11 protein-coding genes are annotated in these 13,690 nt (G+C 42.5%); 2 read left to right on the top strand and 9 right to left on the bottom strand.

The window, feature by feature from the left end:
* Positions 1 to 202 precede the first annotated feature (202 nt).
* The 5 genes from fusA to ACT3QN_RS09275 all read right to left on the bottom strand — a co-directional run bounded on the left by fusA (position 203) and on the right by ACT3QN_RS09275 (position 5,253).
* A complete protein-coding gene (gene fusA, locus ACT3QN_RS09295) occupies positions 203 to 2,329 on the bottom strand; it encodes an elongation factor G (RefSeq protein ID WP_444521201.1) in 2,127 nt (708 codons plus the stop codon).
* Between the two features lie 168 nt (positions 2,330 to 2,497).
* Positions 2,498 to 2,638, bottom strand: a complete 141-nt coding sequence (locus ACT3QN_RS09290; RefSeq protein WP_444523139.1) for a hypothetical protein — start codon at positions 2,636 to 2,638, stop codon at positions 2,498 to 2,500.
* Between the two features lie 35 nt (positions 2,639 to 2,673).
* A complete protein-coding gene (rpsG, locus tag ACT3QN_RS09285) occupies positions 2,674 to 3,147 on the bottom strand; it encodes a 30S ribosomal protein S7 (RefSeq protein WP_443521032.1) in 474 nt (157 codons plus the stop codon).
* Positions 3,148 to 3,365: 218 nt separating this feature from the next.
* A complete protein-coding gene (gene rpsL / locus ACT3QN_RS09280) occupies positions 3,366 to 3,740 on the bottom strand; it encodes a 30S ribosomal protein S12 (protein ID WP_011281154.1) in 375 nt (124 codons plus the stop codon).
* 406 nt (positions 3,741 to 4,146) lie between these two features.
* Positions 4,147 to 5,253, bottom strand: coding sequence for an EcsC family protein (locus tag ACT3QN_RS09275; RefSeq protein ID WP_444523138.1), 1,107 nt, complete (start codon positions 5,251 to 5,253; stop codon positions 4,147 to 4,149).
* Positions 5,254 to 5,713: 460 nt separating this feature from the next.
* Here ACT3QN_RS09275 and ACT3QN_RS09270 point away from each other — a divergent pair, with 460 nt between their 5' ends.
* Both ACT3QN_RS09270 and ACT3QN_RS09265 read left to right on the top strand, forming a co-directional pair.
* Positions 5,714 to 6,949, top strand: coding sequence for a beta-ketoacyl-ACP synthase II (locus tag ACT3QN_RS09270; protein WP_444523137.1), 1,236 nt, complete (start codon positions 5,714 to 5,716; stop codon positions 6,947 to 6,949).
* 3 nt (positions 6,950 to 6,952) lie between these two features.
* Positions 6,953 to 8,698 (top strand): anthranilate synthase component I family protein, encoded by a 1,746-nt coding sequence (locus ACT3QN_RS09265; protein ID WP_444523136.1) that lies wholly within the window; start codon positions 6,953 to 6,955, stop codon positions 8,696 to 8,698.
* Positions 8,699 to 8,854: 156 nt separating this feature from the next.
* Here ACT3QN_RS09265 and hisC read toward each other — a convergent pair whose 3' ends face one another.
* The 4 genes from hisC to murA all read right to left on the bottom strand — a co-directional run bounded on the left by hisC (position 8,855) and on the right by murA (position 13,662).
* Positions 8,855 to 9,985 carry a histidinol-phosphate transaminase gene (gene hisC, locus ACT3QN_RS09260; RefSeq protein ID WP_444521206.1) on the bottom strand — a complete coding sequence of 377 codons (1,131 nt, stop codon included), beginning with the start codon at positions 9,983 to 9,985 and terminating at the stop codon, positions 8,855 to 8,857.
* A gap of 74 nt (positions 9,986 to 10,059) precedes the next feature.
* Positions 10,060 to 11,355, bottom strand: a complete 1,296-nt coding sequence (hisD, locus tag ACT3QN_RS09255; protein WP_444523135.1) for a histidinol dehydrogenase — start codon at positions 11,353 to 11,355, stop codon at positions 10,060 to 10,062.
* A 251-nt stretch (positions 11,356 to 11,606) separates the two neighbouring features.
* Complete coding sequence (hisG, locus tag ACT3QN_RS09250; RefSeq protein WP_444523134.1) at positions 11,607 to 12,299, bottom strand: ATP phosphoribosyltransferase; 693 nt, start codon at positions 12,297 to 12,299, stop codon at positions 11,607 to 11,609.
* A gap of 94 nt (positions 12,300 to 12,393) precedes the next feature.
* The gene (gene murA, locus ACT3QN_RS09245; protein ID WP_444523133.1) at positions 12,394 to 13,662 is read right to left on the bottom strand and encodes a UDP-N-acetylglucosamine 1-carboxyvinyltransferase; all 1,269 of its coding nucleotides are present in this window, start codon (positions 13,660 to 13,662) and stop codon (positions 12,394 to 12,396) included.
* Positions 13,663 to 13,690: the final 28 nt, after the last annotated feature.

Here is a 13,690-nt window from a genome sequence, read left to right as displayed (position 1 = left end):
GGTTCAAGACTTAATTCATATTAATACGATAATTAAGACGATTTTGACCACATTAAGATAATTGTTAAAAGGTTACACATACTAATGTGCAGATATTATAAGAAAATCACGGCCAATAACAAGTCTTTTAACAAGTTATTGGCGTATTCTTTAGTGACAATACACAGACAGACTCTATATTGTCACCTTCAGTAAGTTTTATTTACTCGTCATCATCTTTAGAGTTGAACTTAGAGATGATTTCAGCAGCAACTGATTTTGGAATTTCAGCGTACTTTTGGAATTCCATAGAGTAAGTTGCACGGCCTTGTGACATAGAGCGCATTTGCGTGGCATAACCAAACATTTCCGCTAATGGTACTTCAGCACGAATCTGTTTAGTACCGCCAGGTAGATCTTCCATACCCTGTACCAAACCACGACGACGGTTAAGATCGCCCATGATGTCGCCCATGTAGTCTTCAGGTGTTTCAACTTCTACTTTCATGACTGGCTCAAGCAATGCTGGGTCAGCTGCCATGAAGCCTTTTCTGAAGGCCATAGAACCTGCCATTTTGAACGACAATTCATCAGAATCGACGTCATGGTAAGAACCATCATACAAAGTCGCTTTTACGCCAACTACTGGGTAGCCTGCAAGTACGCCGTTTTTCATGCGTTCTTGGATACCTTTATCAACAGCGCCGTGGAATTCTTTTGGTACCGTACCACCAACAACTTCTTCAGCGAATTCGTATTCAGTCTCACCCGCTGGATCAAGTGGCTCAAGACGTAACCAAACGTGACCGAATTTACCACGACCACCAGTCTGACGTACGAACTTGCCTTCTTGTTCAACCGTGTTACGAATCGTCTCACGATAAGCAACCTGCGGCGCACCGATGTTTGCTTCAACGTTGAATTCACGCTTCATACGGTCAACAAGAATCTCTAGATGTAGCTCACCCATACCACTGATGATCGTCTGACCAGACTCTTCGTCAGTATGTACACGGAACGAAGGATCTTCTTTTGCCAAACGACCAAGAGCGATTGACATTTTTTCTTGGTCAGCTTTAGTCTTTGGCTCAACTGCTAGACTGATAACTGGATCTGGGAATTCCATACGCTCAAGAGTGATTACGTTGTCTTCATCACATAGCGTATCACCAGTAGTCACATCTTTCATGCCCACTAATGCTGCGATATCACCAGTACGAATCTCTGGAAGCTCTTGCTGAGAGTCTGCCATCATCTGTACAATACGGCCAACACGCTCACGCTTCATCTTAACTGGGTTATAAACACTGCTACCCTGCTTCATTACACCAGAATAAACACGTACGAAGGTTAAGTTACCAACGAATTTGTCATTCATGATTTTGAATGCTAGCGCTGAGAAAGGTGCGTCATCTGATGCTTCACGGCTGCCTTCGCTTTCGTCTTTGTCATCAAGAATACCTTTAATAGCAGGTACGTCGATTGGTGCAGGTAGATACTGAATAACAGCATCTAGCATTTTCTGAACGCCTTTGTTCTTGAATGCTGTACCACAAAGAAGTGGAATGATTTCGTTATCAATCGTTAACTGACGAATAGCAACATTGATTTGCTCTACTGACAATTCACCGTTTTCTAGATACTCATTCATGAGTTCTTCATTGGCTTCAGCAGCGCTTTCTACAAGATGCTCACGGTACTCTGCTGCTTTTTCTTGTAGTTCAGTTGGGATATCACGCTCTTCGTAGTTCATACCTTGAGACGCTTCGTCCCAATAGATAGCTTTCATGCTTACTAGATCAACAACGCCTTCGAAGTCATCTTCTTTACCGATTGGGATAACCAATGGTACAGGGTTGCCACCTAGACGATTTTTGATCTGATCAATAACACGATAGAAATCGGCACCAACACGATCCATTTTGTTTACAAATGCAAGACGTGGTACTTTGTATTTATTCGCCTGACGCCATACGGTCTCAGACTGTGGCTGAACGCCGCCTACTGCACAGTAAACCATGCACGCGCCATCAAGTACACGCATAGAACGTTCAACTTCGATCGTGAAGTCAACGTGACCTGGGGTATCGATGATGTTGATACGGTGTTCGTCAAACTGTTTAGCCATACCTGACCAAAAACAAGTTGTTGCCGCTGAGGTAATAGTAATACCACGCTCTTGTTCTTGCTCCATCCAGTCCATAGTGGCTGCGCCATCATGTACTTCGCCAATTTTGTGGCTAACACCGGTATAGAATAAAACACGCTCAGTAGTGGTCGTCTTACCAGCATCGATGTGCGCTGAGATACCAATATTGCGATAGCGTTTTAGGGGAGTTTTACGAGCCATAGTGTTTTCCTAGGAAAAGTCGTGTATATAATAATGTATTGTGTCTCTACCTCATACTCTATGACAAAGCGTTCAGCTTCGTAATATTACTTACTGATTATTAAGCCTAATACGGACAAAAAAAGAGCAAATACTAAGAATAGTGCGGCATCAAATTTGGGATGTTCTCTAACAAAAAGCATGTTCTTTTAGAGAGGCATCTTGATAGATATCCGCCATCTCAATCATTAATAAGTTAAACCTATATATGACTGAATGAATGATGGCGGCAATCAATAGAATAAACAACAATGCAAGATTAGATGGCATAAGCCTCTAATCTCAAGCTACTATTAAAAAGTAGCTTAGAAACGGTAATGAGAGAATGCTTTGTTAGCATCTGCCATGCGGTGAACTTCGTCACGCTTTTTCATAGCAGCACCTTTGCCATCAGCAGCATCATTCAATTCGCCAGCTAAACGCAAAGACATTGATTTTTCAGAACGCTTAGCAGCAGCTTCAGCTAACCAACGCATAGCCAATGCAGTACGACGGGAGGGGCGTACTTCCATTGGTACTTGATAGGTTGCACCACCGACGCGGCGAGCTTTTACTTCTACCATTGGGCGTACATTTTCTAGTACTTCTTCGAAGAAAGATACTGGATCTTCAACTTTACGCTTCTCACTTACTGTCTCAAGTGCACCGTAAACGATACGCTCAGCAGTAGATTTTTTACCATCACTCATTACATGGTTGATGAATTTTGCAACAGTTTGGCTACCAAACTTAGGATCCGGTAGGATCTCACGGGCAGCAACGACGCGACGTCTTGGCATAATAAATTTCCTTATCTTCAGGAGTGTCTAACATTCACAACATCGACTACTTATCATAAGAATATAGCAGTGAGTTATCAGTTAGCCTTACTGCATGGTGGTATGTTTTAGGAGCAAATCACAGATATATATTTATATAAGAGTGATATTACTACTGACACCAAACCCATGCACAGTTATTGGGTAGTGCAAAAAGCTTATTTAACAACGTTTAGTTATTAAACTTTAGGCTTCTTAGCACCGTACTTAGAGCGACCTTGCTTACGGTCTTTGACGCCTGCGCAATCCAATGCACCGCGAACAGTATGATAACGTACACCTGGTAGATCTTTTACACGACCACCACGGATAAGAACAACACTGTGCTCTTGTAGGTTATGACCTTCGCCGCCGATGTAGCTTGATACTTCATAGCCTGAAGTCAAACGTACACGACATACTTTACGCATGGCTGAGTTAGGTTTTTTTGGCGTGGTAGTATATACACGAGTACATACACCGCGACGCTGTGGGCACGCTTCCAACGCAGGAACTTTTGACTTTTCCTTGATGGTTTTGCGACCTTTACGAATCAATTGGTTAGTTGTTGCCATAAGGCATCCTTCTCCCGTTTGGTATAAAACAAAAAAATGGGCCAACGCACCATCTATCTGACAATAATTGCAGATTTCGGGGCACCCATTTTTAGGACAGTGTATTATAAAGAGTTGTTGCTGCTATTTCAACCACTTATGAATGGTTTCGCTTTACAACATTTGATAGATATGCATTCAGGCTCTTATTGTATCACTTTATAGATTTTTCATCGAAAAATAGCGTAATAAATAAAACAAAAAAGCCAACTCAAGCATCGTCAAGAAAAGATATTTAACATTTAAATGCCGCTTGATGACAAATAAGTGGTGGTATTTATCCTAATTTTCAAGTCATACCGCTTAATCAAACTAAGACAAATACCATTGTTCTTGTAAATAACCAAACTAGTAAAAACTACTTCTACTACTTGGCTTTTTTGTCAGAGGTTTGTTTGTCTGAGTCTTTTTCACTGCCAGTTTCTTTTTTATCAGCTTCTTCTATCTTGCTGTTTTCTTCCTTACTTTCTGTACCTTTTTCCTCGTCCTCAGTACTGGCTTTTTTCACTTTAGCCTCACTACTGCTATCATCAGTAATAGCACGATTGGCTAGCTTTGCCTCTGGTGCAAAGGTCGCTTGAGCCACACCGATTACTTCATCAATTAGCTGGCTATTGTAATGTACTCCGATCGCTACAGCAGTAACAGGGATGAAACGACGAACCCACGATAGGTTGATCTGGTCTAAATCGATCCCTACTTGACTCGCGATACTGTCTATTTGTTCCGCATAATAATTTACGTTTTGATTTTTTAGCCCTAGGTTTTTAAGCTCGCTATGTAGCCCACTACTCTGAGCATTATCAAGTAAGCCTTTACCAATACCTAGACCTGCCAATAAGGCTTGTTTCTCTTGCATCTTGCTCAAGTCGGCATTTGATAGTAGCTCGTAGGCCATTTTGACGCCTTGTTTACCTGTCAGCGGTTTGTTGTATACAGCAGCAATTTGATAAACCGTACGTAATGAAACCAGCAATAGCCATAGTGTATCAGCAAGCAAACCCGGTAGACCTGCCAAACCTGTCAATCCGCCTATCGCCGCAAGTGCACGATTTTGGTTAGCAATATCAGTAGCCAATGCATAACGCTCTTCGTCATCTAAGGTAGCAATATTGGCAAAACGGTGCTCATTGGGTAAGTCTAGTTGACTCCAATTGGCGGCAAGTTTGGCCACCTGTGCAAATGCCCCATCAACTGTCGATTGGAAAAAGCTATTTGGTACGACTTTTTTAGCATATTTACCGTAAGTAGCAAAGCGTGGCCCTAATAGTTGCTGCGTAGCCTTTAAGGTTTGCTCACGAAATAAGTCCTGCTGATAGTCCTCATCACCTAAATCGACGGCTTTGTATTGGCGTGGTTTGCCTGTCTTCGCATTTACATTGTCAATCATAGCTCCTACGCGTTCAAGATTGTTACGAGTAAAAGAGCCAATAGTGGTGATGCTTTTAGAGAGAGTGCTACGCTTTGCCATCATGATGTCCTTAATACGGTAAGTTAATTTTTAATATATTAGTATTATAATATGATAGTTAATTATTAATAACGAATTTGTTATTTTAGACAGTTATCGTAACTAGTGTCAGTGCGAACAATGTTATTAGAATCACAAATTTTGTATCTAAAATATAATTCTGTCCATAGTCAGTAGCTAATCTTACTTCTCATTTTTTGAATTGGCACTACATGATAAGCGTTATTTGTCGTTATTTTGCACTTGTGCAAAGATTTTGAAAGCTTGATACGTTATCATGTGCCATAATTCACAGTACACTTGTACTTTATTTATAAATAGCCATTTACAGAACATAGGTTTCTCTACGACTTATACAATGGCGATAAAGCACAGCGTCACTTAATATTGAACAATAGAGCCAATATTTAAAAACGATTATTGAAGGCAATTTTGAAATATTGTTACTCATAAGGAATAGAATATGCGTCGCGTAGTTATTACTGGAGCAGGGATAGTCTCTTGTATCGGACATGATTTAGACACTGTTACAACTGCCCTCAAAGAAGGTCAGTCTGGCATCACATTTAATGACTCTTATGCTGAGCACGAGTTTAAATCACACGTGAGCGGCAGTATCAATCAATCAGAACTTGATACTAGCGGTATCGATCGTAAGCTGAAACGGTTCTTTAGTGACGCCAGTCTCTATGCTTACGTTAGTGCGCTAAATGCGATTGAGCACTCAGGGTTGTCTCTTGATACTATTAATAACAATCCACGCGTGGGTGTCGTAGCAAGTTCAGGCGGCGCATCAACGGAAAACATCGTTAATGCTATCGATGCGATGCGCGAAAAAGGTCTACGCGGTGTCGGCGCCATGGCAGTACCAAAGACAATGGGCAGTTCGGTATCAGCCGCTTTGGCAACTGGTCTAAAAATCCAAGGTGTCTCCTACTCGCTCACCTCTGCTTGCGCAACTTCAACACACTGTATCGGTCATGCTGCTGAGCTTATCCAACTGGGTAAAGCAGATGTAATACTGGCCGGTGGTAGTGAAGCTGAGCATTGGACACAGTCTTGTATGTTTGATGCCATGGGTGCAGTGAGTACTCAGTATAATAATACACCAAAACTTGCTTCTAGAGCCTATGATAAAGACCGTGATGGTTTTGTGATCGCTGCTGGTGGTGCAATGGTTGTTGTAGAAAGTCTCGAGCATGCTCAGGCACGCGGTGCCAATATCTTGGCTGAAATCGTTGGCTATGGTGCCAGCTCTGACGGCGCAGAAATGGTTGCGCCAAGTGGTGAAGGTGCTGTTCGTTGTATGCAACAGGCCTTAACTGAAGCGGGGCTAGAAAGTGTTGATTACATCAATAGTCATGGTACTAGTACACCGCTGGGTGACATCACTGAGCTTAAAGCGATTGCTAAAGTATTTGGTAACGATGTCAGTAAAGTACCCGCTATCAGCTCAACCAAATCGATGACAGGCCATAGCTTGGGCGCTGTTGGTGCACAAGAGCTGATTTATTGTCTACTAATGCTACAAGAAAGCTTTATTGCACCAAGTATCAATGTTGATAACCTAGATCCTGCTGCTGAAGGTTTTGATATCGTCACTCAAAAGCGTGACGCAAATCTTGAAACCTTGATGAGTAATAGCTTTGGCTTTGGTGGCACTAATGCTACGCTAATTATCAGAAAGTTTGACGCTTAACCCATGCTTGTATCAAATCACAATACAACTGAGCAGATAGATTCTGCGCCATCGCCAGCTAGCAAACCTAGCTGGCGTTTTGGTGACTTGTCTGCTGCAGAGCTGATGCCGCAGTTACAGCGTCATTTGCTCGATCAAGATATTAAAGCAAACTGGCAACTTGTTTGGCTTAATAATGATGATCGACCCGTGATTGGCTTACTCCCAAAAGTCAGTTGGTCTGTTTATCCCAATGATGAGCAAGCTTCTAGTGTTCTACCAAATACTTATAAAGTGATTAAAAGTTACCGTGGTACTGATGTGCGTCGCGTTACTGATGTAAATAACGCTAATAATAATTATGCTAGCACAACATCTTATAAGAGCTATCTAGAGTGGCAAGAAGAGTTGATTGCTTATAGCAATGCTCAAGAAGCTAATAACGACACATCCTATATCAATAAAGAAGAGAGTCTGAAACCCAGTTATTATCATGGGCTAATCGGTTTTATCGGTTATGATATTGCGGCCCATGAGCTAAGCCCTGCCGATAGGATTGAATTGGCCATGCAGCCGTGTGCTTCATTAGGACATTATGATATCTATCTAACACCCTCAGCACATGCTGATATAGGTTGGGAGTTAAAGACTCATTTGGCTGATGACACTTCTGAGAATATCGGTCATAAAACAAACGATAGTCTTATAACCACTCTTACCTGTTACTTAGACGAGCTTGATCAAAAGCTGTCTAATCAGTATCTCAATCGATCACAGTTTAAAGACTCATCAAATATTACACCCCTCGTTTTGAGTCCACAGTGGAGTAAGCTTGATTATCAACAAGCATTTAATCGCACACAAGACTATCTACAGCAAGGTGACTGCTATCAGATTAACTTGACACAGAAATGGTCGGGCAAACTACCGTATAAAAACGATGTGAGCCATCCAGCAGCAGCGCTTATTGATTATTTGCCTGCACTATATCGCAATACAAAAGCGCCTTTTGCAGGATACATGAGCGTTGGTGGCAGTGATGGTGATTATATAAATGAAAGCAGCAGCTTTAATAAAGATAGCAGTCATTTTGAGTTGTTAAGCTGCTCACCTGAATTGTTTTTTACATTCACTAGAGAAAGTGGCTCTGACAAACACTATATTCGCACCAAGCCTATCAAGGGAACCATGCCACGAGGGTCTACTAACGATCTAGATGAGCGCTATAAACAGCAACTGGTCAATAGCGAAAAAGATCGTGCCGAAAATGTCATGATTGTAGATTTACTACGTAATGATTTAGGTAAATATGCCAAAATTGGTAGCGTTAAAGTCCCACAGTTATTTGCGATTGAGAGTTTTAGCAATGTGCATCATATGGTCAGCACTATCACTGCTGAACTAAAAACTGATACTCATCCGCTAGCTGTACTATTTGGTAGTCTGCCTGCTGGTTCTATTACTGGTACACCAAAAAAACGCGCTGTCGAGATCATCGCTGAATTGGAATCTACGCCACGCGGTGCCTATTGTGGCACTATGGGATATATGAATTTTGATGGTAGTGGTCAATGGAATGTACTCATTCGTACATTGCAAGCCAATGCTTCGTCGAATAATGATGCTAATAAAGGAAAACACGTTAACCTATGGGCAGGTGGCGGTATTACGGTCGCGTCTGATTGTGATGCTGAATACCAAGAATGCTTAGATAAAGTAGGAAACCTATTGTCAGTGCTTGCTCAAACAGCGATGGCTAAAAGAAGCTAAGATAGAAAATTCAAATATATTGCGAATTGGAAGAAAAAATAAAGCCTGCCAACATAACGTTGACAGGCTTTATTCTTAAGACTTATCAATAGTATTTTACGTTATAAGTAAAAAGGCTCACCTATCAATATTCTATATTAGGTTATCAATCTAATATTATTCAGCAACGCTAGCCTCAGCTTGCAAGGCTTTTAGAGCATCAATCAAACGCTCATTTTGCTCTGCCGTACCGATGGTAATACGCAAGTATTCTGCAATACGCGGCTTATTGAAATGGCGAACGATAATACCTTGCTCACGTAACGCACTGGCAACAGTGCTAGCATCGCCATCTTTTGGACGGGCGAATACGAAGTTGGCATGTGACGGTAGAACGTTATAACCCAATGCAGTTAGCTCCGACGTTAGCGATGTACGTAAATCAATGACTTGCTGACGGGTTTGCTCAAAATACTCAGTATCTAACACACTTGCAGTCGCCCCAGCCTGAGCCAACTTATCCAATGGATAGCTGTTAAAGCTATTTTTCATACGTGTTAGTGCTTCAATCAATGATGCATTACCGAAGGCCATGCCAACACGCAATCCAGCAAGCGAACGCGACTTTGAAAAGGTTTGGGTCACGATAACGTTATCACACTCATTAATTAGGCTCACCGCTGAGACTGGAGCATCTACATCGCTTTCATCTATCTGAGCAAAATCGATGTACGCTTCATCAATCACAATGACCGCATTAGAATGCTCACTTGCAAGCTTACGGATATCAGCAAGTGACAGTAGTAAACCCGTTGGTGCATTAGGGTTGGCGATGATGATACCACTGCAAGGTTGACGATAAGCATCAGGGTCAATGCTAAAATCTTCCTCTAAAGGAATCTGTACAAGCTCTACACCAAACGTCTGTGCATATACAGGATAAAAACTATAACCAATATCAGGTGATAATAGCGGACGCTCTTTTAAAAAGAAGCTCGCAAATACTAAAGCCAAGACTTCATCTGAACCATTACCGACAAATACTTGATTGATATCAAGGTTGTATGACTGTGCCAATGCAGCACGTAAATCATTAGATTCAGGGGCAGGATACAAACGCAACTCATCAGCCTGCTGTTCTAAGACCTTGGCAATAGCCTCCCCCACTTTTGGAGAGGGTGGAAATGGGTTCTCATTGGTATTTAGTTTGCATAGATTATCGTGTTGCGGCTGCTCACCTGGAATATAAGGTGACAAATTGCGCGCTTTAGACGACCACAGTCTGGTGTCTATCTTTGACTCACTCATAAATTATCCTACTATTAGCCAAAAAGACTACTAAAAATAAATATAAAAAGTAAAAGCTAAAAATTCAAAATCAATTATTGATAACGATAACGAGCTGAACGCGCATGGGCTTCTAAGTCCTCACGCTGCGCTAAAATATCTGCCGTCTCAGCCAAAGGTTTGCTGCCAGACTCACTGCAATAAATGATGGATGACTTCTTTTGAAAATCATAAACACCTAATGGAGAAGAAAAGCGCGCCGTACCTGATGTTGGCAGCACATGGTTCGGTCCTGCACAGTAATCTCCAATCGCTTCAGGCGTATGACGACCCATAAAAATAGCGCCCGCATGACGAACACCATCTAGCAGTGCGTCAGGGTTATCAACGGACAATTCTAAATGCTCAGGTGCGATACGATTGATGAGCGCCATACCTTCGCTACGATTTTTTACCAATATCAGTGCACCGCGGTTCTGAAGTGAATCACGTGCGATATCTGATTTTGGTAGTTCAGCCAATGCTTTTTCTATTTCAAGCGCTACTTCATTAAGCTGTTCTTCGCTAGTTGTCACAAAGATAGCTTGCGCGATACGGTCATGCTCTGCTTGTGATAGCAAATCCATCGCTAGCCAATCAGCTCGATCTTGTGCTTCGCCTTCTGCATATACCAATACTTCTGAAGGACCAGCAATCATGTCGATGCCAACCTGACCAAATACCGCACGCTTAGCTGCTGCAACATATTTATTGCCTGGTCCTGTGATTTTGTCTACGGCTGGGATCGTTTCGGTGCCATAAGCTAAGGCTGCTACAGCCTGAGCGCCACCAATGGTAAAGACACGATCGACTTGAGCCAGATGAGCCGCTGCCAATACTAGCGGGTTAAGCACACCTTTAGGCGCTGGTACTACCATGATGACTTCAGTAACGCCAGCGACTTTAGCAGGAATGGCATTCATCAATACTGAAGAAGGGTATGAAGCCAAACCGCCCGGCACATAAATACCCACACGATCAAGTGGTGTGACTTTTTGACCCAAACGGTTGCCTAGCTCATCTTCATACTGCCATGTTTCTTGTACTTGGCGCTTATGGAATGTCTGTACCCGCGTCGCTGCTGTAGTCAACGCTTTCTTTACTTTTTCGTCAAGGTTGGCAAACGCTTCTGCAAGCGAGTCTTTAGACAGCTCTAACTCTTGCATCGACGTTGCTGGATGCTGGTCAAACTGCCGAGTCAATGCCAATACGACGCCATCACCATCAGCACGTACTTGCGCGATGATATCATCGACGGTATGTAATAATTCAGCATCATTAACGGTTTCAAAAGCAAGTAATTGTGTCAATTGACTATCAAAATCGGCATCTTGGGTACTTAACTGGCGCATGACCTAATCCTATATTTGAGCGTAAAGTAGTGCTAAAAATTAACGGTTCAAAACTAAGCAAAGTAAGTTTGTCTTTCAAAAATATTGCAGCTTAGTCGATGTCTTCTTGTCTAAATTTTACGATGATTTTATATTTTCGCAAGCTAAGACAACAAAACCAGTTTAGCACGCTACGTCACTCATAGCCTGCTAAACTGGTTTAAAAATTTGTATAACCATGCTTTATATTACCAATGACTTGCACCGGATAATTAGCCATTGGCGATACTACTTTTAAAGCTATCTAAAATTGGTTCTAGTAATGCAAATTTGCGCTTATAGCTCACTTGATTGACGATCAAACGAGATGAAACATCACAAATATGATCACGTGCTTCAAGTCCATTGGCGCGTAGTGTATTACCTGTGTCGACTACATCGACAATCAAATCACCCAAACCGACCAATGGTGCAAGCTCCATTGAACCATAAAGTTTGATAACGTCGACTTGCTGACCTTGGCTCGCAAAATAAGCACGAGCGACATTGACATATTTGGTCGCGATACGCAGACGTCGATTCGGTAGCGGTGCATCTTTCACACCAGCAGTCATCAGTTTGCACTGGGCAATCTGCAAATCGAGTAATTCATAGACATGATTGGCACCATGTTCAAGCAGCACATCCTTACCCGCCACCCCAAAATCAGCCGCACCATGTTCGACATAGGTCGGTACGTCGCTGGCACGCAAAATCAATACACGCACATTTGGATTTGAGGTTGGAAAAATAAGTTTGCGTGACGCTTCAGGATCTTCTAAAAGATCAACGCCAGCTGCACGTAGCAGTGGCATGGTTTCCTCTAGGATACGGCCTTTTGATAAGGCTAAAGTTAGACCTGAAAACTCATCGTTTACTTCGTTTAATAAACCGCTGGCTGGTAAAGTTTTGCTTGTCTCAGTCATAATGACATCGTGTCCATGTGCAGTCTCCTATTAAAAGGAGAGTTTTTGATTTATAACGTAATATGCATAACTGCCAATATTGAATTAATCAATACTAAGCGTTGGTATTAATACGCTCTATGTTCACGCCTAAGCTACGCAGCTTGTCTTCAACATGCTCGTAACCACGATCGATGTGGTAAATACGGTCGATTAAGCTCTCGCCTTCAGCAGTCGCAGCCGCCATCACCAATGACATAGACGCACGTAAGTCAGTCGCCATGACTGGTGCTGCAGTAAAGTTTTCAACACCTTTTACGACGGCAGTGTGACCATCAACCTGAATAGAAGCGCCTAAACGATTGAGCTCTGGTACATGCATATAGCGGTTTTCGAAGATATTTTCTATAAAAGTACTCGTACCGTCTGCTAAACAAGCAATAGCCATTAGCTGAGCTTGCATATCCGTTGGAAAACCAGGGTGTGGCTGTGTACGAATATCAACCGCCTTCGGACGACTTTTCATTTGCGCGCGAATCCAATCATCACCTGTCGTAATAACCGCACCCATATCTTCGAACTTCTCTAATACTGGCGTCAGCAATAGAGCAGATGTTTTTTTGGTCAATACGTCGCCACGTGTCATCAAGGCACCAGCGAGGTATGAGCCTGTTTCAATACGGTCAGGGACGACTGAGTACTCACAGCCATGTAAACGCTCTACCCCTTCGATGGTCATCGTTGATGTACCAATACCGCTTATTTTGGCACCCATCGCAACCAGCATGTTTGCTAAATCAACCACCTCTGGCTCTAACGCACAGTTGCCCAAAACAGTTGTGCCTTTTGCCAATGCTGCCGCCATAATGACGTTTTCAGTACCACCGACGGTAATCATATCAAATGAGAAATTACAGCCTAGTAGCTTGCCACCTTTCGGTGCTTGGGCTTTTACGTAGCCATTCTCTACACTGATTTCGGCGCCCATCGCTTCAAACGCTTTTAGATGCTGATCAACAGGGCGTGAACCAATGGCACAGCCACCTGGCAATGAGACTTCGGCTTCGCCAAAACGTGCAAGTAATGGCCCTAATACCAAAATCGAAGCACGCATGGTTTTTACCAAATCATACGGCGCATAAAAATTATCGATGGTTTTAGTATCACAGGTAACCGTGTCACCCTGTTTTTCGATATTGATACCCATGCCAGCGATCAACTTAATCAACGTTCGCACGTCTTGTAGTGACGGCACGTTATGCAGTGTCATTGGAGTCTCAGCTAATATCATAGCTGCAAGTAACGGCAAAGCAGCGTTTTTGGCGCCAGAGATAGTGACTTCCCCTGCGATACGACTACTACCGGTGATTAAGAACTGATCCATAAAAGTGACAACCTAGCTGTGAGTGTAG

Source organism: Psychrobacter sp. AOP7-C1-14, assembly GCF_052376135.1.
Taxonomy (GTDB): domain Bacteria; phylum Pseudomonadota; class Gammaproteobacteria; order Pseudomonadales; family Moraxellaceae; genus Psychrobacter.
Note: the sequence above shows the minus strand (reverse complement) of the source record. Positions and strands in the feature narration are given on the sequence as shown.